Source organism: Burkholderia lata, from assembly GCF_902499025.1.
Lineage (GTDB): Bacteria > Pseudomonadota > Gammaproteobacteria > Burkholderiales > Burkholderiaceae > Burkholderia > Burkholderia lata_C.
In genome coordinates, this window is the sequence record NZ_CABVPW010000016.1 from 20,551 (window position 1) to 38,385 (window position 17,835).

At 65.2% G+C, this 17,835-nt stretch carries 17 protein-coding genes and 1 pseudogene; 14 read left to right on the forward strand and 4 right to left on the reverse strand.

The window, feature by feature from the left end:
* The first annotated feature begins 24 nt into the window (after positions 1 to 24).
* Positions 25 to 798: an SDR family NAD(P)-dependent oxidoreductase gene (locus tag BDI24065_RS17610; RefSeq protein WP_175032353.1), complete on the forward strand. Its 774-nt coding sequence runs from the start codon at positions 25 to 27 to the stop codon at positions 796 to 798.
* A 54-nt stretch (positions 799 to 852) separates the two neighbouring features.
* Here the strand turns inward: BDI24065_RS17610 and BDI24065_RS17615 are convergent, their stop codons facing one another.
* The gene (locus BDI24065_RS17615; RefSeq protein ID WP_175032354.1) at positions 853 to 1,578 is read right to left on the reverse strand and encodes a lysozyme inhibitor LprI family protein; all 726 of its coding nucleotides are present in this window, start codon (positions 1,576 to 1,578) and stop codon (positions 853 to 855) included.
* A gap of 394 nt (positions 1,579 to 1,972) precedes the next feature.
* Between BDI24065_RS17615 and BDI24065_RS41050 the strand changes: the two genes are divergently transcribed.
* Complete coding sequence (locus BDI24065_RS41050) at positions 1,973 to 2,161, forward strand: hypothetical protein (RefSeq protein ID WP_254609785.1); 189 nt, start codon at positions 1,973 to 1,975, stop codon at positions 2,159 to 2,161.
* Positions 2,162 to 2,169: 8 nt separating this feature from the next.
* Here BDI24065_RS41050 and BDI24065_RS17625 read toward each other — a convergent pair whose 3' ends face one another.
* Both BDI24065_RS17625 and BDI24065_RS17630 read right to left on the reverse strand, forming a co-directional pair.
* On the reverse strand, positions 2,170 to 3,405 hold the full coding sequence (locus tag BDI24065_RS17625; protein WP_175032355.1) for an acyltransferase family protein: 1,236 nt from the start codon (positions 3,403 to 3,405) through the stop codon (positions 2,170 to 2,172).
* Positions 3,406 to 3,703: 298 nt separating this feature from the next.
* Positions 3,704 to 4,369: a class I SAM-dependent methyltransferase gene (locus BDI24065_RS17630; RefSeq protein ID WP_175032356.1), complete on the reverse strand. Its 666-nt coding sequence runs from the start codon at positions 4,367 to 4,369 to the stop codon at positions 3,704 to 3,706.
* 732 nt (positions 4,370 to 5,101) lie between these two features.
* On the opposite strand from BDI24065_RS17630, the gene BDI24065_RS17635 reads away from it, so the two are divergent.
* A complete protein-coding gene (locus tag BDI24065_RS17635; protein ID WP_175032357.1) occupies positions 5,102 to 5,779 on the forward strand; it encodes a hypothetical protein in 678 nt (225 codons plus the stop codon).
* A gap of 110 nt (positions 5,780 to 5,889) precedes the next feature.
* Here the strand turns inward: BDI24065_RS17635 and BDI24065_RS17640 are convergent, their stop codons facing one another.
* Positions 5,890 to 6,777, reverse strand: a complete 888-nt coding sequence (locus BDI24065_RS17640; RefSeq protein ID WP_175032358.1) for a LysR family transcriptional regulator — start codon at positions 6,775 to 6,777, stop codon at positions 5,890 to 5,892.
* Between the two features lie 108 nt (positions 6,778 to 6,885).
* Here BDI24065_RS17640 and BDI24065_RS17645 point away from each other — a divergent pair, with 108 nt between their 5' ends.
* The 11 genes and pseudogenes from BDI24065_RS17645 to BDI24065_RS17695 all read left to right on the forward strand — a co-directional run bounded on the left by BDI24065_RS17645 (position 6,886) and on the right by BDI24065_RS17695 (position 17,822).
* Entirely contained in the window at positions 6,886 to 8,469 is a 1,584-nt protein-coding gene (locus tag BDI24065_RS17645; protein WP_175032359.1) for an amidohydrolase, read from the forward strand.
* 89 nt (positions 8,470 to 8,558) lie between these two features.
* A pseudogene (locus BDI24065_RS17650) lies at positions 8,559 to 9,999 on the forward strand (purine-cytosine permease family protein).
* A 356-nt stretch (positions 10,000 to 10,355) separates the two neighbouring features.
* Positions 10,356 to 10,592 (forward strand): FitA-like ribbon-helix-helix domain-containing protein, encoded by a 237-nt coding sequence (locus BDI24065_RS17655; protein ID WP_175011922.1) that lies wholly within the window; start codon positions 10,356 to 10,358, stop codon positions 10,590 to 10,592.
* Positions 10,579 to 10,995 carry a type II toxin-antitoxin system VapC family toxin gene (locus tag BDI24065_RS17660; protein ID WP_226203062.1) on the forward strand — a complete coding sequence of 139 codons (417 nt, stop codon included), beginning with the start codon at positions 10,579 to 10,581 and terminating at the stop codon, positions 10,993 to 10,995. The genes BDI24065_RS17655 and BDI24065_RS17660 overlap by 14 nt, the downstream gene beginning before the upstream one ends.
* A 199-nt stretch (positions 10,996 to 11,194) precedes the next feature.
* Positions 11,195 to 12,091: a VOC family protein gene (locus tag BDI24065_RS17665; RefSeq protein ID WP_175032361.1), complete on the forward strand. Its 897-nt coding sequence runs from the start codon at positions 11,195 to 11,197 to the stop codon at positions 12,089 to 12,091.
* A gap of 9 nt (positions 12,092 to 12,100) precedes the next feature.
* A complete protein-coding gene (locus BDI24065_RS17670) occupies positions 12,101 to 12,994 on the forward strand; it encodes a CoA transferase subunit A (protein ID WP_175032362.1) in 894 nt (297 codons plus the stop codon).
* A gap of 10 nt (positions 12,995 to 13,004) precedes the next feature.
* The gene (locus tag BDI24065_RS17675; RefSeq protein ID WP_175032363.1) at positions 13,005 to 13,802 is read left to right on the forward strand and encodes a CoA-transferase subunit beta; all 798 of its coding nucleotides are present in this window, start codon (positions 13,005 to 13,007) and stop codon (positions 13,800 to 13,802) included.
* Positions 13,803 to 13,810: 8 nt separating this feature from the next.
* Positions 13,811 to 14,737 (forward strand): enoyl-CoA hydratase, encoded by a 927-nt coding sequence (locus BDI24065_RS17680; RefSeq protein ID WP_175032364.1) that lies wholly within the window; start codon positions 13,811 to 13,813, stop codon positions 14,735 to 14,737.
* Positions 14,734 to 15,822: an NAD(P)H-dependent flavin oxidoreductase gene (locus BDI24065_RS17685; protein ID WP_175032365.1), complete on the forward strand. Its 1,089-nt coding sequence runs from the start codon at positions 14,734 to 14,736 to the stop codon at positions 15,820 to 15,822. The genes BDI24065_RS17680 and BDI24065_RS17685 overlap by 4 nt, the downstream gene beginning before the upstream one ends.
* Positions 15,823 to 15,846: 24 nt before the next feature.
* A complete protein-coding gene (locus BDI24065_RS17690; protein WP_175032366.1) occupies positions 15,847 to 16,656 on the forward strand; it encodes an enoyl-CoA hydratase family protein in 810 nt (269 codons plus the stop codon).
* Positions 16,653 to 17,822 (forward strand): acyl-CoA dehydrogenase family protein, encoded by a 1,170-nt coding sequence (locus BDI24065_RS17695; protein ID WP_021159434.1) that lies wholly within the window; start codon positions 16,653 to 16,655, stop codon positions 17,820 to 17,822. The genes BDI24065_RS17690 and BDI24065_RS17695 overlap by 4 nt, the downstream gene beginning before the upstream one ends.
* The last annotated feature ends 13 nt before the right edge of the window (positions 17,823 to 17,835 follow it).

Sequence of the window (17,835 nt, forward strand, 5' to 3'; positions counted from 1 at the left end):
GCGACACACGAACGGGATCAACGCATGAACGACAACGGGTTTCCGCAGGGCGCGGTGCTGGTGTTCGGCGGCAGCGGCGGGATCGGGCAGGGCGTCGCGCTCGAGTTTGCGCGTGCCGGCGTGCCGGTCGCGGTGGGCTACCGCAGCAAGGCCGACGTGGCCGAGCGCGTGGCGCGCGACATTCGCGACGAAGGTGTCGCCGCCACCACGCACTGCGTGGACGTGACCGACCCCGCACAGGTCGACGCCGCGCTCACAGCTGCAATCGGCGCGCATGGCCGTGTGCACACGGTCGTCTGGGCGGCCGGGCCGTTCGTGAACCAGCGTCATATCGGCGACATGACGCACGACGACTGGCGCCGCGCGATCGACGTCGAGACGGTCGGCTTCTTCGTGGCGGCGAAGGCCGCGCTGCCGCATTTCCGCGCGTCGGGCGGCGGATCGTTCGTGACGCTCGGTTCGGCCGGGCATCTGCGCTGGCCCGACCGCGACGGGCTGTCGGTCGCACCGAAGGCGGCGAACGAGGCGCTGGTCAAGGGGCTGGCGCGCGAGGAGGGGCGTTACAACATTCGCGCGAATTCGATCCTGGTCGGCGTGATCGAGGCCGGGATGTTTCCGGTGTTGCTCGAACAGGGGCAGTTCGACCAGGCGTGGATCGACGAGACGCAGAAGATGCTCGCGCTCAAGCGCTGGGGGAAGGCGCACGATGTCGGGCGGGCGGCGGTGTTCCTGGCGTCGGACCGGGCCGATTACATTACGGGGCAGCAGTTGAATGTGTCCGGGGGGTATGGGTTGTAGCGGATGCAGTAAAGCCTGCTCGGACAAGCAGGCTTCCGCGTCGCTTGAGTCGCCTCAGTTGTCTTGAACGTTGACATCACCAGTTTGAGCGATCTTCGTCAGAACGCGCTTCTGGTACGCATACCACGATGTCAGACAGTCCTTGTCGCGACAATTCTTCTCGCGAAAATTCCACTGTTTTCGTGTCCGTTCAACAAAGGCAGTCTTGTCGATGACAGCATCTTTCGCTTGTTGATATGTCGCGGCAAGATCCCGATCTGAAGCTGCAAGATCGGGATCGTGACAGATCAGAAATTCTGGAATGGACTTGGCTTTGGCACAGTCGAAGCTTGTTTGTTGCAGCGGTGAAGCTGCGGCATCACTTGCGGGTTGATTTGCCGCCGGCTGAGCAGCCGGCAAGTTCGATTGCGTCGAGGTTGCCGTAGTAGATGATTGTTGAGGTTGGGGCAACGTTGCCGTGCTTTGGCCATAGGGTGTCAGTTGTCCTGACATCGCGTCTTCGATCATCGCGCCGATCAGGGAATTAGGTACAACCCGTACGGTTTCAGTTTTTAGAATCGAATCGCCGGCCATGGTTTGCGACTTGGCGAAATTGCATGGGGCCGAACAAGTAATACGATTCGAAATATTCGGATTGTCCTCATCGACCAAGAGCAGAATATAGTTGCCATCCCTAAGTCCAACGTAGCGCATCATGACAAGCGCCTTTGTGGCCTTTCCTGCTCTCACATCATCTTCACTAAGTGCTGGCTCGTAACCATAAGTACCATCTTGGCTCATCGCATAGTTGTGTGAAGGGGGAGGAGGCGCAGGGGCTGCCACTGGGGACGGTTGCTGTGGCGTGGAAGTATCGCTTGATGTGCTGGGACTCGTCGCTGACGACTGAGTGCTGTTGTCGGATCGTTTCGAATCGCAACCGGCAACAGTGGCTGCAACCAACAAAAGAATTGCGATGTGTTTCACAGTTCCCCCCGCTAATCGATTGGTCTTATGAATTGCCGATAGTTGGCGCGGATATTCGAGTTGAGAACCCTCGTCTGCCATTTTCCGATGGCCAGTTTTATTTATAAGCTGGATTGGTCTTGGTCGACGGATTGTACCAAGCAGCTTCGTTCGGATGGTGATCTAGAAAACTAATAAATCAGCGCGGTGTGGTTGCGTGATCGAGGCCGGGATGTTTCCGGTGTTGCTCGAACAGGGGCAGTTCGACCAGGCGTGGATCGACGAGACGCAGAAGATGCTCGCGCTCAAGCGCTGGGGGAAGGCGCACGATGTCGGCCGGGTACGGGTTGTAGCACGGCCGACCGAACGCGCTGTGTGGGCCGCTCGTTGCGAGCGGCCTTTGCATTTCCGATTCGCCTGACGGCCCCGCTACCGATGCTCGATGTGTTGCACGTTTGCAAGCACTTCCGGGGAACGCTTCGCCCGGGTTTCCGGCCGGACAGAGGGGGCACTCACGGCATTGCACCCGCTTCGCTCATCGCTGTTCCCCATGACCTTGTCGCGGAGCCGAATGTACGGCTGCTCGACGAACTTGTATGTCAGATGCGCGAATGCGAAATAGAAGCCGGCAAGAGTGACATACAGGATGAGTGTCGTGCGATGACTTTCGATTGACCACCCGTATTTTGCAAACATGCCGAGCACGAGTGTCAGCATGCAGATGTGTCCCAGGTAGAGGGAATACGAAATTCGGCTGGTCCAGTCGATGAAGCGATCGAGCAGACGACTGCCCGACGTCCGAACGGTCATCGCTGCGGGAAGCAACGCGGCGATGACGACGGACAGCATCGGGTAAGCCATGGTGCGGACGATGGGATTGGTGACGAGATAAGGCGCACCGCACGCGAAGTAAAGCGTCAGGGCGACGAATATCGGCAACGCAAATTTCCAGAGCGGTGCAAGACGCGCAAACTGTTTCGGTCGTTCGATTCGGATATACGCCACGATTACCCCAATGAACAGGGAATCCAGTCGGCACAATACGATGGATCGGACATGACTATCGACGTCCGATAGCGACTGGGCGTGCCAACCAAAAACGATCCTTGCGGCAAGCGGGCCAACGATGAACACGATGCACGTTGCGAGCATCGCACGGCCATTCGACTTCAGCATGCCTGCGGCGGCGAGAAATACGCACGGGAGCAACAGGTAGAACCATTCTTCGACGGCCAGGCTCCACGAGTGCTCGAAGAATGGTCGTATCGGCCACGCCAGATTCTGGAGAAAGAGGAAGAACGGCCAGGCGACGTCGAGGGATGCCGGGCCGTGGTAGTCGAAGCGTAGATAGACGAGCAGGAAGAAAGCGTAGAGCGGAAGGGTACGTGCCCAGCGGCGCTTCCAGAAATCGAGGACATCGCCAGGGGCCTCGAGCTTGCCCGCTTTCCGGGACCGGATCAGCACGCTGCCGATCAGGAACCCGCTCAGAACGTAAAAGATCTCTACGCCGATCGTCCCCTGTGCCGAGAAGTACCATCTCAGCCACGCAGGCGGCGCCCCGTGCGCCACGGTATGGCTGGCGAGAACGAGGAGAACCGCGAGCGCGCGCAGTATATCCAGTCCGAATACGCGCTGACTATTGGGGGGCGGAGCAGACTTCGTCATCGATAACGTGGGTGGGTTGGACGCCGAAGTGTAAATCAACCTGGCGGGCAGAGATGCTTGTTCCCCGAGGGAGCTGCGACGGGTGGCGATGCGGGTTCGCTTCCGGATCGAACGCATCGCCGCATTCGGAAAACGTTGCCGGATCTGCGCGGCAGGCGGCAGCAATGTCCGATTGCGGTCGCCATGCCGCGATTCCGGCCGATCGGTTCGGACTATCAAACTCAGGGGCGTGAATTCGCGAGTGGTGAATCGCTCCGATGCGTGCGACTGAATGGAACGGCCGCACCCGCGCCGCCGATCAGAGTTTGCGCATCACGCAACCGATATAGTCAGCGCGATCGGGGGAGAGCGTTTCGATCGTCGCCAGGCCCTCTATTTCGCGGCAGATACTGAACGTCTCGCTTCGATTCGAGATCAGGAAATCGCGCCCGTCGACGTGGAAGTTCCATTGGTGGAAGCCTTCCCAGTTCTCGTTCAGCGCCTCGTTCGCTGCATGCTCGGTCGCAATGAAGCCACCGGGTTTCGTCACGGCGACCATCTGCCGAAACGCTTCGACCGGATTGTAGCTGTGGTCGAGCGTGTTCTTCGCATAGGTCAGGTCAAACGTGTTTGCCGGAAACATCGTGGTCAGGCATTCGCTTTCGCACTGCCGGGTTTTGATAAGGGGAAGCCCTGAGGGGAAATCCAGGCGACTGTACCGATCGCCCAGCGCATCGACGGCGGTGATGTCCAGCGGCATGCCGTTCATCTTCTTGCCCAGCACCGTCATCGGGCCGGCGCCCACGTCGAGGATCTTCGGATTCGGGACGCCGCTCAGCAGCTCGGCCATCCACGGATGTACTTCGGTGTCGGGGTTGATGCGGAACTGAAAATCTTCCGGCCACGAACCGCCCTTCGTATCCAACCACTTTGACCAGAATTCGATTTCGTTATCGATTCCGCTAGACCACTGCAGTTTTTGCATTGTGTCCGTCCAGAGGGTATGGCCGGACGATTCTATCATCCGCTGGCAGGCTGTCATCGGACAACGAAACGTCGGGTGAGGCGGGTATCGGTGCGGTGTACAGAGCAGTTTCGGATCACACGCCAATCCTTTCGCACGGCATGCGTGAACCGGCATCCGTATTCCCCCTGACTTGCCGGGCACGCTTGCGTATCGGCATCGCACGCGCTCCGTGCGAGGTCACACCTTTGCAACGCTTCTTCGATGCATGCCGTCACGTCCGATCGACGGCAACGGCGACATACGCGCGCTGACGCCCGTCCGGCCTTGCCCGGCGTGCATCGCGATATCGATGCGTGCGCACACAATCGCGCGCTGCGGCGTCGCGCGCCGAATATCGATGCGTTCCTGAAACATTTCTTCTTGTTTCACCCTGCACGACCGCGAGCGTTTGGCTACGACGCTTGCTGCGCGGGGATTTGCGTGGCATGGCACGTGCCTTGCGGTGGACCCGGTGCCGCCAGTGCAGACGAATCTCGCCAGAACGATCAGTGCATCGGCGGCATGTAACGACATCGAAACAAACGGGGAATCGGATCGGGCCGCGGCGCCGCGCATGTCGTATCGGTCATGCGCACGAGGCAACGCGTTCCCGATCCGTAGAACAGCAAGCTTGCTTGCAAGGTGTCGTGCCGGGGTTCGCATCACGCAGGGCGGCGCAGGCCGCATGCGTTGGCGAGGCGCACCCGGCACATGTCGGGGGAGGCGCCCGTGAAAATGACGGTGAACCAATGGGCCGCAGTCGCGGTGATGTGCACCGCGAGCGCGCACGCGCAGGAGATCTACCTGCAGGGTGGCACGCAAGGCGTCGGCATCGGCGCGGCCGTGAGCTTCAATTCGATGCTGGGTGCGCATGCGGATTTCAATGCGATCGATCTTTCGCATGACTTCACGGTGGCCGGCAATCGCTATCAGGACGACCTGAAGCTGCGCCAGGGCGGCCTGTACGCGGACATCTTTCCGTGGCGAGGCAGCGGCTTCCGCGCGACGCTCGGTCTGCGCTTCAACGACGACGATCTCCGCGGCGTATCGGTGCCGACCAACGGCACCTATGTGTTCGGCGGCAAGCGCTATCCGGCGATGCCGGGGATGTACGCGGTGGCGGAAGCGCGCTATCCGACCGTGATGCCGTATTTCGGGATCGGCTACGGGCACCGGCCGGCGTCGAAGGGGCTGGGGTTCGTCGCCGATCTCGGTGTTGCATACGGGATACCGAAATGTTCGTACACGCTGTCGCCCGAACTGGCGGCCGCGGCCGGGCCGGCGAAGAGCCAGATCCTTGCCGCGAGCGGGCTGGATTCGCTGCGGCAGGTGATGTCGCGCTATCGGTGGTACCCGGTGTTGCAGATCGGGATTTCGTACCGGTTCTGAGCGGGGGGCCGTTGTTGTGTGGCCCGGGTAGGGGGCACAAATCGCGACGAAAGTACCGGGGTCGTGCGGTGGGACGTTCGTGACACGCCGCGCGACAGCCGATCCACCGCTCACTTCAACGCGAACAACGCCGCGAGCTTCGGCAGGTCGCCATTGAGCCAGGCGATGACGTCCGTCTGCCGGCTGCGCAGGCTCCACAGCAAATCGACCGCCTTCAGGAACGCCGAGCGCTGATATTCATGCGGCAGCACGCACAGCTCGCCATTTCCTTCGTCCGCGAGCAGGTGCTCAGGGATGAACGCCCAGCCGAGACCTTTCTTCACGAGATCGACGAGCTGCGCCTGGTTTTCGATGTGCCACATGATCTCGGTGTATCGCCCGAACACCGAGCCGCTCTCCGCATCGCGATCGGCCGCGCGCAGCTGACGCACCTGTGCGAGATCGCGATTGCTGACGGCCTTCAGCGCCGCGAGCGGATGGCTGCGCGCCGCGACCGGCACGAACTGCACGTGGCCGAGCGTCGTGGCGCCGAATTCGACCGGCGTCGCTTCGACCGTTGCCGCGATGCAGATATCGAGCGCGCCGTGCTTCAGCAGCGCGGCTGCGTCGGCACTGTTCGGCTGCAGCAGTTCGAGCTGAAGTTCCGGAAAACGTTGCTCGAGTTCCAGGCACAGCAGATGGACAGCCGTTTGCGGCAGGATCGGGTCGATGCCGAGCCGAAGACGATGCCCGCGCCCGCCTGCCAGGCTGTACGCCTTGCGTTCGAGCGTCGCGGCCGCGTTCAGCGTCGCCTGCGCGAAGCCGAGCAGCACCTCGCCCTCGGCTGTCAGTGACACTTGATGAAGATCCCGATCGAACAGGCGGACGCCGAGATCGGCTTCGAGATTGGCGAGCGCCGTGCTCACCGTCGATTGCGCTTTGCCGAGCCGCCGCGCGGCGGCCGACAGCCCGCCGTGCTTGGCGATTGCGATGAAGATCGCGAGATGATCGAGCGTCATGTTGGTTATCGATAAATTCGATTACGGTCAATTATGCCATTCGATAGGCCGGCCGTAGGATGGCGTCGCGAAAAGGGATTCGACCGATTCGACAACCAAGGAGACGAGATGCGCGCAACCCAGCGTTCGGTATTCGACTGGATCGACAGCCATACGACCGAGCTGTCCGACTGGCACCAGGTGATCTGGCATTTCGCGGAACCGGCGTTCCGCGAGTACAAGTCCAGCGCCTGGTATGTGGAACAACTCCGGGCGGCCGGCTTCGACGTCGAGGCGGGCAGCGGCGGCATGCCTACCGCGTTCGTCGCGACGTTCCGGCAGGGCGAAGGCCCGACGGTCGCGACCTATGCCGAATACGACGCGGTGCCCGGCAACTGCCAGGCTGCATCGACGCGGCGTGAACCGCGCGGCCACCTGTCGCGCTTTGCACCGGGCCACACGGATCCACATTCGGCACTTGGCATCAGCGCACTTGGCGGCCTGCTGGCCGCGAAGGACGCGATGGTGCGCCACGGGCTGCAAGGCACGCTGAAGTTCTTCGGCGAGCCCGCCGAGAAACTGCGCGCGTCGAAGCCGATCCATGCGGCAAAGGGCTACTACGACGGCCTCGACGCGGCGGTCAGTTTCCATCCGACCTATCTGCTGCCGCTGTGCAACACGACGGTGTGGGATACGCATTGCGGGGTGGGTTACAACTACATCTACACCTTCACGTGCGACGATCCGCAGAACTGGATCGCGTCGGACAAGCTGAGCCCGATTCCGCAGAATCACCTCGCCGCGCGCGCGCCGGGCGCGAACGACGCGCTGATCCATTTCTACCAGCTCAATGAAGGGCTGCGCCGCTCGATGCTGCCGGCCACCGGGCTGTGGAGCTTCAACGAGGCGATCCTCGTCGCCGGGCAGGCGACTGCCGACAACCTGCCGCCGCATATCGCGCAGATCGACTTCATGGTGCGCACCGATTCGGTCGAGCAGGCCGAGACGATCAGCCAGGTCATGGACCAGAACGCCGAAGCCGCCGCGAAGGCCACGCATTGCCAGTGGAAGAAGACGTGGGTCAGCAAGTCGCGCGGCGGCTTGCCGAACCATGCGCTCGCGCGAGCGACCTACGCGAACCTGGAACGCGCCGGCGCACCGCGCTGGAACGGCGATGCGATCCGCATCGCGCAAGAGATCCAGCGCAACCTCGGCATCGACGCGATGGCAGAGCCGTTCCTGCCGGTGACCGAGCAACTGATCGATCCGGAGGATTGCGAAGTCGCACTGCGCAAGCAGATGCCGTCCTGGCAGAAGTACATGACCTCCGACGACTACACCGAGTACACGTGGCATTGCCCGACGGTGCGGCTCTACGTGGCCCGGCCGATGCTGAAGGCGCCGCAGGGCTTTGTCTATCCGGACTGGGTCGCCAATGCGCTCGGCGGCATTCGCGAGACGATCGACCCGATGATCGTCAGCGCGTCGAAGACGATCGGTGCGACGCTCGTCGATCTGCTCGAGGACCGCGACCTGCTGCGTGCTGCGCAGGACGAATTCGCGCAGCGCACGGAGGGCGGGGTGGGCGGGCGGGCGTGGGAGGCGCCGATGCTCGATGCCGATTTCCGCGTGCCGCACCAGTATCGCTGGCCCGAGTACGTGACGACCGTGCGCGGCGAGGAATGGACCATCCCGTACCGCGACGACGAATAACGCGCGCCCCGATCCGTCAACGCATTCATTCGAACGATTCCAACGACCCGATCGGCCGCGGGCAACGCGGCCGTCGCAGGAGACAAGACATGGAACATGTCGCGCAGGCATCGCATCCGTCGGCCATCGAAGGCCGCTCGATCGACTATGTGCCGAAACACGAGCGGAGTGCGAAACTCCGTCACCAGGGACCGTTCTGGTTCGTCGGCAATTTTCACTTCCTGACCGTTTCGATCGGTTTCGTCGGCCCCGCCATGGGGCTGTCGGCCGGCTGGACGACGCTCGCCGGCGCGCTCGGCATCATGTTCGGCACGGTGTTCATGGCGTTCCACGGCTCGCAGGGGCCCGAGATGGGACTGCCGCAGATGATCCAGTCGCGCGCAGTTCGGCTATCGCGGCGTCGTGCTTGCGCTCGTGGCCGCATTGTTCGTGTTCTTCGGCATCAACGTCGTGAACGTCGCGCTGATCGTCGAAGGCGTGCACAACATTCTCGGCTACGACTCGAAACCGGTCGGCCTCGCCGCGATCGCGATCGGCGCGCTGCTCGCGATCTACGGGCACGACGCGATGCACCGCGCGTTCAAGTGGTCGCTGTACGCGACGCTGCCCGTCTACGTGATCGTGACCGTGCTCGCGATGACGCACGCCGGCGGCGGCGCGGCGGGCGCACCGATGCCGAACCTCGGCTTCAACTGGGTCGCGTTCCTCACGCAGTTCGCGGTATCGGCCAGCTACAACATCGGCTACGCGCCGTACGTGTCGGACTACACGCGTTACCTGCCGGCCGATACGCGCCGCAAGCCGTTGATCGCGGCGGTGTTCGTGGGCGCATCGCTGTCCGGCGCGTGGATGATCGCGCTCGGTGCGTCGCTCGCGCAGTCGCTGTCCGCGACGAACGTGTTGTCCGCGATATACGGGCTCGGCAACGCGGCCGCGCCCGGGTTCGGCGCGCTGCTCGTGACCGTGGCCGTCGTCGGGTTCGTGCCGATCATCGCGCTGAATACGTACAGCGCGACGCTGACCGTGCTGACGGGCGTCGACTGCCTGCAGCCGATGACGCCGGGCCGCCGTGCGCGCGTGACCACGATCATCGCCATCAGCGTGCTGCTTGCCGCTTGCATCCTGTTGTTGAAGGGGGGCGGCCTGAACCTGCTGAACCTGTTCCTGACGACGCTGCTGTACTTCCTCGTGCCCTGGACGGCGGTGAATCTGGTCGACTACTTCTTCGTCCGCAAGGGCCACTATGTGATCCCGCATTTCTTCCGTCCCGACGGCATCTACGGGTCCTGGCAGGCGACCGGGATCGCCGCCTACCTGGTCGGATTCGCCGCGATGATTCCGTTCTTCAGCATCTTCGATCCGTCCACCGGCAAGGCGGTGTTCGTCGGGTTCATCGCGCAGCGGCTGCACGAGATCGACATTGCGTGGCTTGTCGGGTTGATCGTGTCGGGCGGCGTGTACTACGGGTTGTCCCGCAAGCTCGATCTCGACGCGGAAAGAGCGCTGGTCCGCGCGCACGAGCACGTTTGACCGGCTGGCCGGGCAGCACGCGCGGCCATCGGCGTTTACCCGGGGGCCCGCCGCGCGCTCGATCCGCATGAGCGTCGCCCGGCAGCGATACAGGCGAGTGCCTCGCTGCGATTTGCCCGCGTCTGCGCACCGCCGCATAGCCAATCGGCCATCTTTTCCGTCGATCCGATCCGGCTTACCTTGCAGGCGGCAATTCGACCCGTCGGGCGAGCGGCGCGTGCCGAGAGGAGTCATGCGGCCCGTCGCCGTTCGCCGACGCCAATCCCCGTCATCCTTCCGTCAATGGCGGTGATAGCAATGATTGCAATTCGCAGCCGTCACGCTATCATTGATATCAAGCCTGGATGGAGGGAATCATGGCAAATCTACTGGTGCGCAACGTGGATGAAAGTATCGTTCAGAGCCTGCGCGAGCAGGCTGCGGCAAATGGCAGGAGTGCCGAGGCCGAACATCGGGCCATTCTGGCCGATGCGCTCGGCCGGCCGAAGCGAAAGACATTCGCGCAGGTGCTGATGAGCATGCCCGATGTTGGCGACGACGCGGATTTTCAACGTGTTCAGGATTCCGGCGAGGCCAGGCGTGTATTTGATTGATACGAATATCATCAGCGAAATCAGGAAGGGCAAGCGAACCAACCGCGGCGTGCGGGCGTTCTTCACGCAGGCCGCGGCGGATGCGAGCCCGCTTTACCTGTCCGTCGTGACGGTTGCTGAACTTCGCCGCGGCGTCGATCTGATTCGTCATCGCGGCGACCATCCTCAGGCGTCGGCGCTCGAGGCGTGGATGGCGACCATCCTGTCCGGCTATGCGCCGAACATCCTGCCGGTCGACATCGAGATCAGCCAGATGTGGGGGCATTTGCGCGTGCCCGATCCGACGCACGAACTCGACAAGCTGATCGCAGCCACCGCGCTGATCAACGATCTCACCGTGGTCACGCGCAACGTCGCGGATTTCGCCCGCACCGGCGTCAGGCTGCTGAACCCGTTCGACTGACCCGGATTGCCGCGCTGCGGCAACCCGCACCTGTTCCCCGTCTCCTCCCGCACGCCTAGCCCGTTCCGCCGGGCTTCCGCGTGCGCCCGCGCCGCTCGAATTCCCCGCCGCCTCTCGTCCCAACAGACGATGTAACACCACCCCCGACCGGCCAGAATCCTTTCACGAACAACGGATTCTGAACCAGGAGGAGGCCGACATGATCGATGTCCGTGCGCTTGGCTATGTCGTCGTCGAGGCGACGCGCGTCGATGCGTGGCGCCGCTACGCGGAAGACGTGCTGGGCATGCAGGCGCTCGACGCGCCCGACGGCGCGCTGTACCTGAAGATGGACGAACGCGATTTCCGCTACGTGATCGTCCCCGGCTCGACCGACCGCTATTTCGCGTCGGGCTGGGAACTGCCCGACGGCGCCGCGTTCGATGCCGCGCTTGCGGCACTGCAGCGTGCGGGCGTCGAGCCGGTGCGCGCGACCCGCGACGAAGCCGCGCTGCGCCGCGTGCAGGCGATGGCGTGGTGCACCGACCCGTCCGGCAACCGCCACGAGCTGTACTGGGGCGCGCGCTGCGACTTCCGCCGCTTCGTGTCGCCGCTGGGCGTCTCGCACTTCGTCACCGGCGACATGGGGCTCGGCCACGCGGTGCTGCCCGCGCCGCAGTTCGACGCGACCGACGCATTCGTGCGCGGCGTGCTCGGCTTCGAGCTGTCCGATATCTATCGCGTGAAGTTCACGCCCGACCCGGCGGAACCCGAGAAACGCATCCACTTCATGCACTGCCGCAACGCGCGCCATCACAGCCTCGCGCTGTTCGAGATGGCCGTGCCGTCGGGCTGCGTGCACGTGATGGCCGAAGTCGATTCGATGGACGAAGTGGGCCGCGCGCTGGATCGCGTTGCCGCACACGACGTGAAGATGTCCGCGACGCTCGGCCGGCACTGCAACGACCAGATGATCTCTTTCTACATGAAGACCCCCGGCGGCTTCGATCTCGAATACGGCTTCGGCGGCCTCACGGTCGACTGGTCGCAGCACGCGGTGTTCGAGGCCACGAAGGTGAGCCAGTGGGGCCACGATTTCAGCATCGGATACCGGTAAGCCAGCACGATGACGATGAAACCTCTCGACAAGACGATGTCCGCGCGCGACGTGGTCGCGCAACTCGCCGACGGCATGACGATCGGCATCGGCGGATGGGGCCCGCGGCGCAAGCCGATGGCGCTGGTGCGCGAAATCGCGCGCTCGAACCTGAAGGACCTGACGATCGTCGCGTACGGCGGCGCCGATGTCGGCCTGCTTTGCGCGGCCGGAAAAGTGCGCAAGGTGGTGTTCGGCTTCGTGTCGCTCGACGTGATTCCGCTCGAACCGCATTTCCGCCGGGCCCGCGAGCAGGGCCGCGTCGACGTGCTCGAACTCGACGAAGGCATGCTGCAGCTCGGCCTGCGCGCGGCCGCCGCCCGCCTGCCGTTCCTGCCGACCCGTGCCGGGCTCGGCACCGCGCTGCTCGATCACGCGCCGCAACTGCGCACCGTGCAATCGCCGTACGACGACGGCGAGACGCTGCTCGCGATGCCCGCGATCGAACTCGACGTCGCGCTGCTGCACGTGAACGCGGCCGACCGGATGGGCAATACGCGCATCGATGGCCCCGATCCGTTCTTCGACGCGTGGATGGCGCGTGCCGCGCAGCGTTGCTATGTGTCCGCGGAAACGGTCGACGCGTCGCTCGCGAGCGAGGACCTCGAGGCCGCCAAACGCAACCCGTTCGAGCGCTCGCTCGTCACCGGCGTCGTGCAGGCGCCGGGCGGCGCGCACCCGACGTCGTGCGGGCCGGCCTACGGCTGGGACCTGCCGCACCTGCGCGCGTACTGCGCCAGCGCGGAAGACGACGCGAAAACGACGGCGTACCTGCGCGACGTGGTCGGCCAGGACGAACGCCAGTACCTCGAAGGCGTCGGCGGGCTGTCGCACGTGACGACGCTGCCGTTGCCGATTCTGTAAAGGAGCGCCTGTGAGCGAATCTCTCGACCATTCCCTCGCGGAACTGATGATCGTCGCGTCCGCGCGACTCTGGCGCGATGACGGCGAAGTGCTGGCGACCGGCATCGGCACGGGCCCGCGGCTCGCGGCCGGCCTCGCGCGGCTCGCGTACAACAACGGGCTGATGCTGACCGACGGCGAAGCGTATCTCGTCGAGGAGCCGGTGCCGCTCGGCCCGCGCCCCGACGGTTATCGCGTGAAGGCGAGCGGCTGGATGACCTACGAACGCGTGTTCGACTGCCTGTGGCACGGCCGCCGCCATGCGCTCGTGATGCCGACGCAGATCGACCGTTTCGGCCAGGCCAACATCTCGTGGCTCGGCGACGACTACGCGCGCCCGAAAACCCAGCTGCTCGGCGCGCGCGGCTTCCCCGGCAACACGACGAACCACGCGAACTCGTTCTTCGTCAGCGGCCACGGCAAGCGCACGTTCGTCGAACGCGAAGTCGACATGGTGTGCACGGTCGGCTACAACCTGGCGCGCCGGCTGCCCGGGATGAAGACCTTCGTCGACCTGCGCAGCATCGTCACCGACCTGTGCGTGATGGATTTCGGCGGCCCGGACCACGCGATCCGCGTGCGTTCGCTGCATCCGGGCGTGAGCTTCGACGAGGTGCAGGACGCGACGGGCTTCCCGCTGATCGCCGCACCGGATCTCGGCACGACGGCCGCGCCGACTGCGGAAGACCTGCGCATCGTCCGCTCGCTCGATCCGCACAACCTGCGCGCGACGATCGTGCGCAACAATCCGGCGCCGCGCCGGGGATGAGGCACGACATGGAAGCGACCCAGGTGACCTTCGGCGACGGTGTCGTCGACTACTCGGTCGAGGATGGCATCGCGACGATCACGATGAACCGTCCCGAGTATCACAACGCGCAGAACTCGAAGATGACGTATGCGCTCGACGCGGCGTTCCGGCGCGCCGCGCACGACGACGCGGTGAAGGCGATCGTGCTCGCGGGCGCCGGCAAGCATTTCTCGGCGGGCCACGACATCGGCACGCCGGGCCGCGACATCCACGAGTCGTTCGACCGCGCATCGCTGTGGTACGACCACGTCGACAAGGAAGGCGGCGAGTTCCTCTATGCGCGCGAGCAGGAGGTGTACCTCGGGATGTGCCGGCGCTGGCGCGACCTGCCGAAGCCGACGATCGCGATGGTGCAGGGCGCGTGCATCGCGGGCGGGCTGATGCTCGCGTGGGTGTGCGACCTGATCGTCGCGTCGGAGGATGCGTTCTTCGCCGATCCGGTCGTGCGGATGGGGATTCCGGGCGTCGAGTATTTCGCGCATGCGTACGAGCTGAATCCGCGCATCGCGAAGGAATTCCTGTTCCTCGGCGAGCGGATGCCGGCCGAGCGCGCGTACCAGATGGGGATGGTCAACCGCGTGGTGCCGCGCGAGCGGCTGCGCGACGCGACCTACGCAATTGCCGCGAAGATCGCGACGATGCCGCGCCTCGGGCTCACGTTGACCAAGCAGGCGCTGAACCATGTCGAGGAGCTGCAGGGCAAGCGCGCGGCGATGGACGCGGCGTTCGCGTGGCATCACTTCGCACATGCGCACAACGAACTGGTGAGCGGTGATCGCCTCGGCGGCTACGACGCGCGCAGCATGGCCAGCTCGCAGCGCCAGCCGAACGGCGCGGACCGCAGCGACGCACCGGCGCAGGCGCCGGTCGCCGTCAACGGAGCCGCCGCATGAGCACGACGCTGCATACGCCCTTGTGCGACCTGCTGGGCTGCCGCTATCCGATCGTGCAGACCGCGATGGGCTGGGTGGCCGATGCGCGGCTCGTCGCGGCGACCGCGAACGCCGGTGGCTTCGGCTTCCTGGCCGGCGCGACGCTCGAACCGGAGCACGTCGAGGCCGAGATCCTGAAAGTGAAGTCGCTGACGGACCAGCCGTTCGGCATCAATTTCCACATGTTCCAGAAGAATGCGCAGCAGGTCGTCGAGCTGGCGATCAAGCACCGGCTGCGCGCGGTGAGCTACGGCCGCGGGCCGGATGCGAAGACGATTCGCCGCTTCAAGGACGCCGGCATCGTCTGCATGCCGACCGTCGGCGCGCCGAAGCACGCGGCGAAGGCCGTCGAACTCGGCGCAGACATCGTCACCGTGCAGGGCGCGGAAGGCGGCGGCCACACCGGCTCGGTGCCGACCACGCTGCTGCTGCCGAAGGTGCTCGACGCGGTGCGGGTGCCGGTGGTCGCGGCCGGCGGCTTCTTCGACGGGCGCGGGCTGGCTGCCGCGCTGGCCTACGGCGCGGCCGGCATCGCGATGGGCACGCGTTTCCTGATGAGCGCCGAATCGCCGGTGCCGCGCGAGACGCTCGAGCGCTACGTCGCGGTTGGCGACCCGGCACGCATCCGCGTATCGGACGCACTCGACGGGCTGCCGCAACGGATGATCGACAACCCGTATCTGCTGAAGCTCGAACGCTTCGGCCCGCTGCGCCGCACGTGGTTTGCGTTGAAGACGGCCGAAGCGTGGCGGCGCCAGAACGGCCTGAGCACGGGCGACATGCTCGGCCTTGCGATCAAGGCGCTTCGCTCGCACGACTACACCGCGAGCCAGACGCTGATGGCCGCGAACGCACCGTTCCTGATCCAGCGCGCGATCGTCGAGGGCCGCCCGGATGAAGGTGTGCTGCCGAGCGGCCAGGCGGCCGCGATGATCGGCGCGATCGAATCATGCGACGCATTGATCGCGCGGATCGTCGCGGAAGCCGGCGAGCGACTCGACGCACTGGCCGCGCTGCGCGGCGTGCCGGCGACGCAGGCCGCGTGAAAACATAACAGGGAGGCTTTGGAGATGACAGCATCCAACCAACCGGCCGGCGCGACGCCGTTCCGGATCGACCGCGCCGACGGCATCGCCGAACTGGTGATCGCCCATCCGCCCGTGAACGCGCTCGACGCGCAGGGCTGGCATGCACTCTCGCGTGCGCTCGACGCGCTCGGCGAGGACGACGACGTGCGTGTGATCGTCGTGCGCGGTGAAGGGCGCGGCTTCTGCGCGGGCGTCGACATCAAGGAACTGGCCGCGCATCCGGAGCGGATCGTGGCGGTCAACGCAGGCAACTACGAGACGTTTCGCGCGGTGCACCGCAACCCGAAGCCGGTAATCGCGGCCGTGCACGGCTTTGTGCTCGGCGGCGGGATCGGCATCTGCGGCGCGGCGGACATCGTCGTCGCGGCCGATTGCGCGCGCTTCGGCGTGCCCGAGATCGACCGTGGCGCGATGGGCGGCGGCGCGCATCTGCAGCGGCTGTTCGGCGTGCAGAAGGTGCGCATGATGTATTTCACCGGCGACATGATCGACGCGGCCGAAGCGTACCGGCTCGGCGCGGTCGAGCAGGTCGTGACGCGCGACACGCTGCGCGACGCGGCCCTCGCGATCGCCCGCAAGATCGCGGAGAAGAGCCCGGCGATGGTGCGGCTCGCGAAGGAGGCGCTGAACGGCGTCGAGGACGGCGATCTCGAGGACAAGTACCGCTGGGAGCAGGGCTTCACGCTGCAGGCGTACATGACGAACGACTCGACGGAAGCGCGCGCCGCGTTCGTCGAGAAGCGCGATGCGCGTTTCGACGCGCAGGCGACCGCCGAGGAGGCACGCGCATGAACCTGACCTATACGCCGCAGCAACAGGCGTTCCGCGCGGAGATCCGCGAATGGCTCGCCGCGCACGTGCCGCGCGAGCGGCTGCCGAGCTTCGACACCGAGGAAGGCTTCGCCGCGCACCGCGAATGGGAGCGCACGCTGCATTCGGGCCGCTGGAGCATGGTCACGTGGCCGCGCGAACTCGGCGGGCGCGGTTGCGACCTGATCGAGTGGCTGATCTTCGAAGAGGAATACTGGCGCGCCGACGCGCCGATGCGCGTGAACCAGAACGGCATCTTCCTGCTCGGCCCGACGCTGATGGATTTCGGCACGGCGGAGCAGAAGGCGCGCTTCCTGCCCGCGATGGCGGCCGGCGAGCACGTGTGGGCGCAGGGCTGGTCGGAGCCGAACGCGGGCTCGGACATGGCCGCGATCCGCACGACGGCCGCCCGCATCGGCGACGAATACGTGCTGAACGGCCAGAAGATCTGGTCGACGCGCGCGGTGTGGGCCGACTGGCTGTTCGGCCTGTTCCGCAGCGATCCCGAATCGTCGCGCCACCACGGGCTCACCTTCCTGATGGTGCCGCTGTCCGCGCCGGGCATCACGGTGCGGCCGATCCGCCAGTTGAACGGGCAGACGGGTTTCGCGGAAATCTTCTTCGACGACGTGCGCGTGCCGGTCGAGAACCGGCTCGCGGCGGAAGGCGCGGGCTGGCAGGTCGCGATGGCGACGGCCGGCTTCGAGCGCGGGCTGATGCTGCGTTCGCCGGCACGGTTCCAGCGCACCGCGCAGGCGCTGCGCGACCTGTATCTCGCCCACCGCGACAGCGCCGACCGCGATCCGACGCTGCGCGAACGCGTGGTGCAGGCATGGATGGATGCGCAGGCGTATGCGCTGTCGACCTACGCGACCGCGAGCCGGCTGCTGAAGGGCGGCCATATCGGCGCGGAGTCGAGCACCAACAAGGTGTTCTGGTCGGAGCTCGACCTGCGCATGCACCAGACCGCGCTCGACATCCTCGGCGCGCACGGCGAGGTCGTCCCGCAGACGGCCGCGCAGCACGCGACGCTTGGCCACTGGCTCGACGGTTTCCTGTTCGCGCAGGCCGGCACGATCTACGCGGGCACCAACGAGATCCAGCGCAACATCGTCGCCGAACGGATGCTCGGCATGCCGCGCGCGTAACGGCGCCGGCGCC

Bases quoted from the DNA above. Each gene is read 5' to 3' on its own strand.
- BDI24065_RS17610 (WP_175032353.1), top strand. From the start codon at position 25: ATGAACGACAACGGGTTTCCGCAGGGCGCGGTGCTGGTGTTCGGCGGC.
- BDI24065_RS17615 (WP_175032354.1), bottom strand. From the start codon at position 1,578: ATGAGCCAAGATGGTACTTATGGTTACGAGCCAGCACTTAGTGAAGAT.
- BDI24065_RS41050 (WP_254609785.1), top strand. From the start codon at position 1,973: ATGTTTCCGGTGTTGCTCGAACAGGGGCAGTTCGACCAGGCGTGGATC.
- BDI24065_RS17625 (WP_175032355.1), bottom strand. From the start codon at position 3,405: ATGACGAAGTCTGCTCCGCCCCCCAATAGTCAGCGCGTATTCGGACTG.
- BDI24065_RS17630 (WP_175032356.1), bottom strand. From the start codon at position 4,369: ATGCAAAAACTGCAGTGGTCTAGCGGAATCGATAACGAAATCGAATTC.
- BDI24065_RS17635 (WP_175032357.1), top strand. From the start codon at position 5,102: ATGTCGGGGGAGGCGCCCGTGAAAATGACGGTGAACCAATGGGCCGCA.
- BDI24065_RS17640 (WP_175032358.1), bottom strand. From the start codon at position 6,777: ATGACGCTCGATCATCTCGCGATCTTCATCGCAATCGCCAAGCACGGC.
- BDI24065_RS17645 (WP_175032359.1), top strand. From the start codon at position 6,886: ATGCGCGCAACCCAGCGTTCGGTATTCGACTGGATCGACAGCCATACG.
- BDI24065_RS17655 (WP_175011922.1), top strand. From the start codon at position 10,356: ATGGCAAATCTACTGGTGCGCAACGTGGATGAAAGTATCGTTCAGAGC.
- BDI24065_RS17665 (WP_175032361.1), top strand. From the start codon at position 11,195: ATGATCGATGTCCGTGCGCTTGGCTATGTCGTCGTCGAGGCGACGCGC.
- BDI24065_RS17670 (WP_175032362.1), top strand. From the start codon at position 12,101: ATGACGATGAAACCTCTCGACAAGACGATGTCCGCGCGCGACGTGGTC.
- BDI24065_RS17680 (WP_175032364.1), top strand. From the start codon at position 13,811: ATGGAAGCGACCCAGGTGACCTTCGGCGACGGTGTCGTCGACTACTCG.
- BDI24065_RS17685 (WP_175032365.1), top strand. From the start codon at position 14,734: ATGAGCACGACGCTGCATACGCCCTTGTGCGACCTGCTGGGCTGCCGC.
- BDI24065_RS17690 (WP_175032366.1), top strand. From the start codon at position 15,847: ATGACAGCATCCAACCAACCGGCCGGCGCGACGCCGTTCCGGATCGAC.
- BDI24065_RS17695 (WP_021159434.1), top strand. From the start codon at position 16,653: ATGAACCTGACCTATACGCCGCAGCAACAGGCGTTCCGCGCGGAGATC.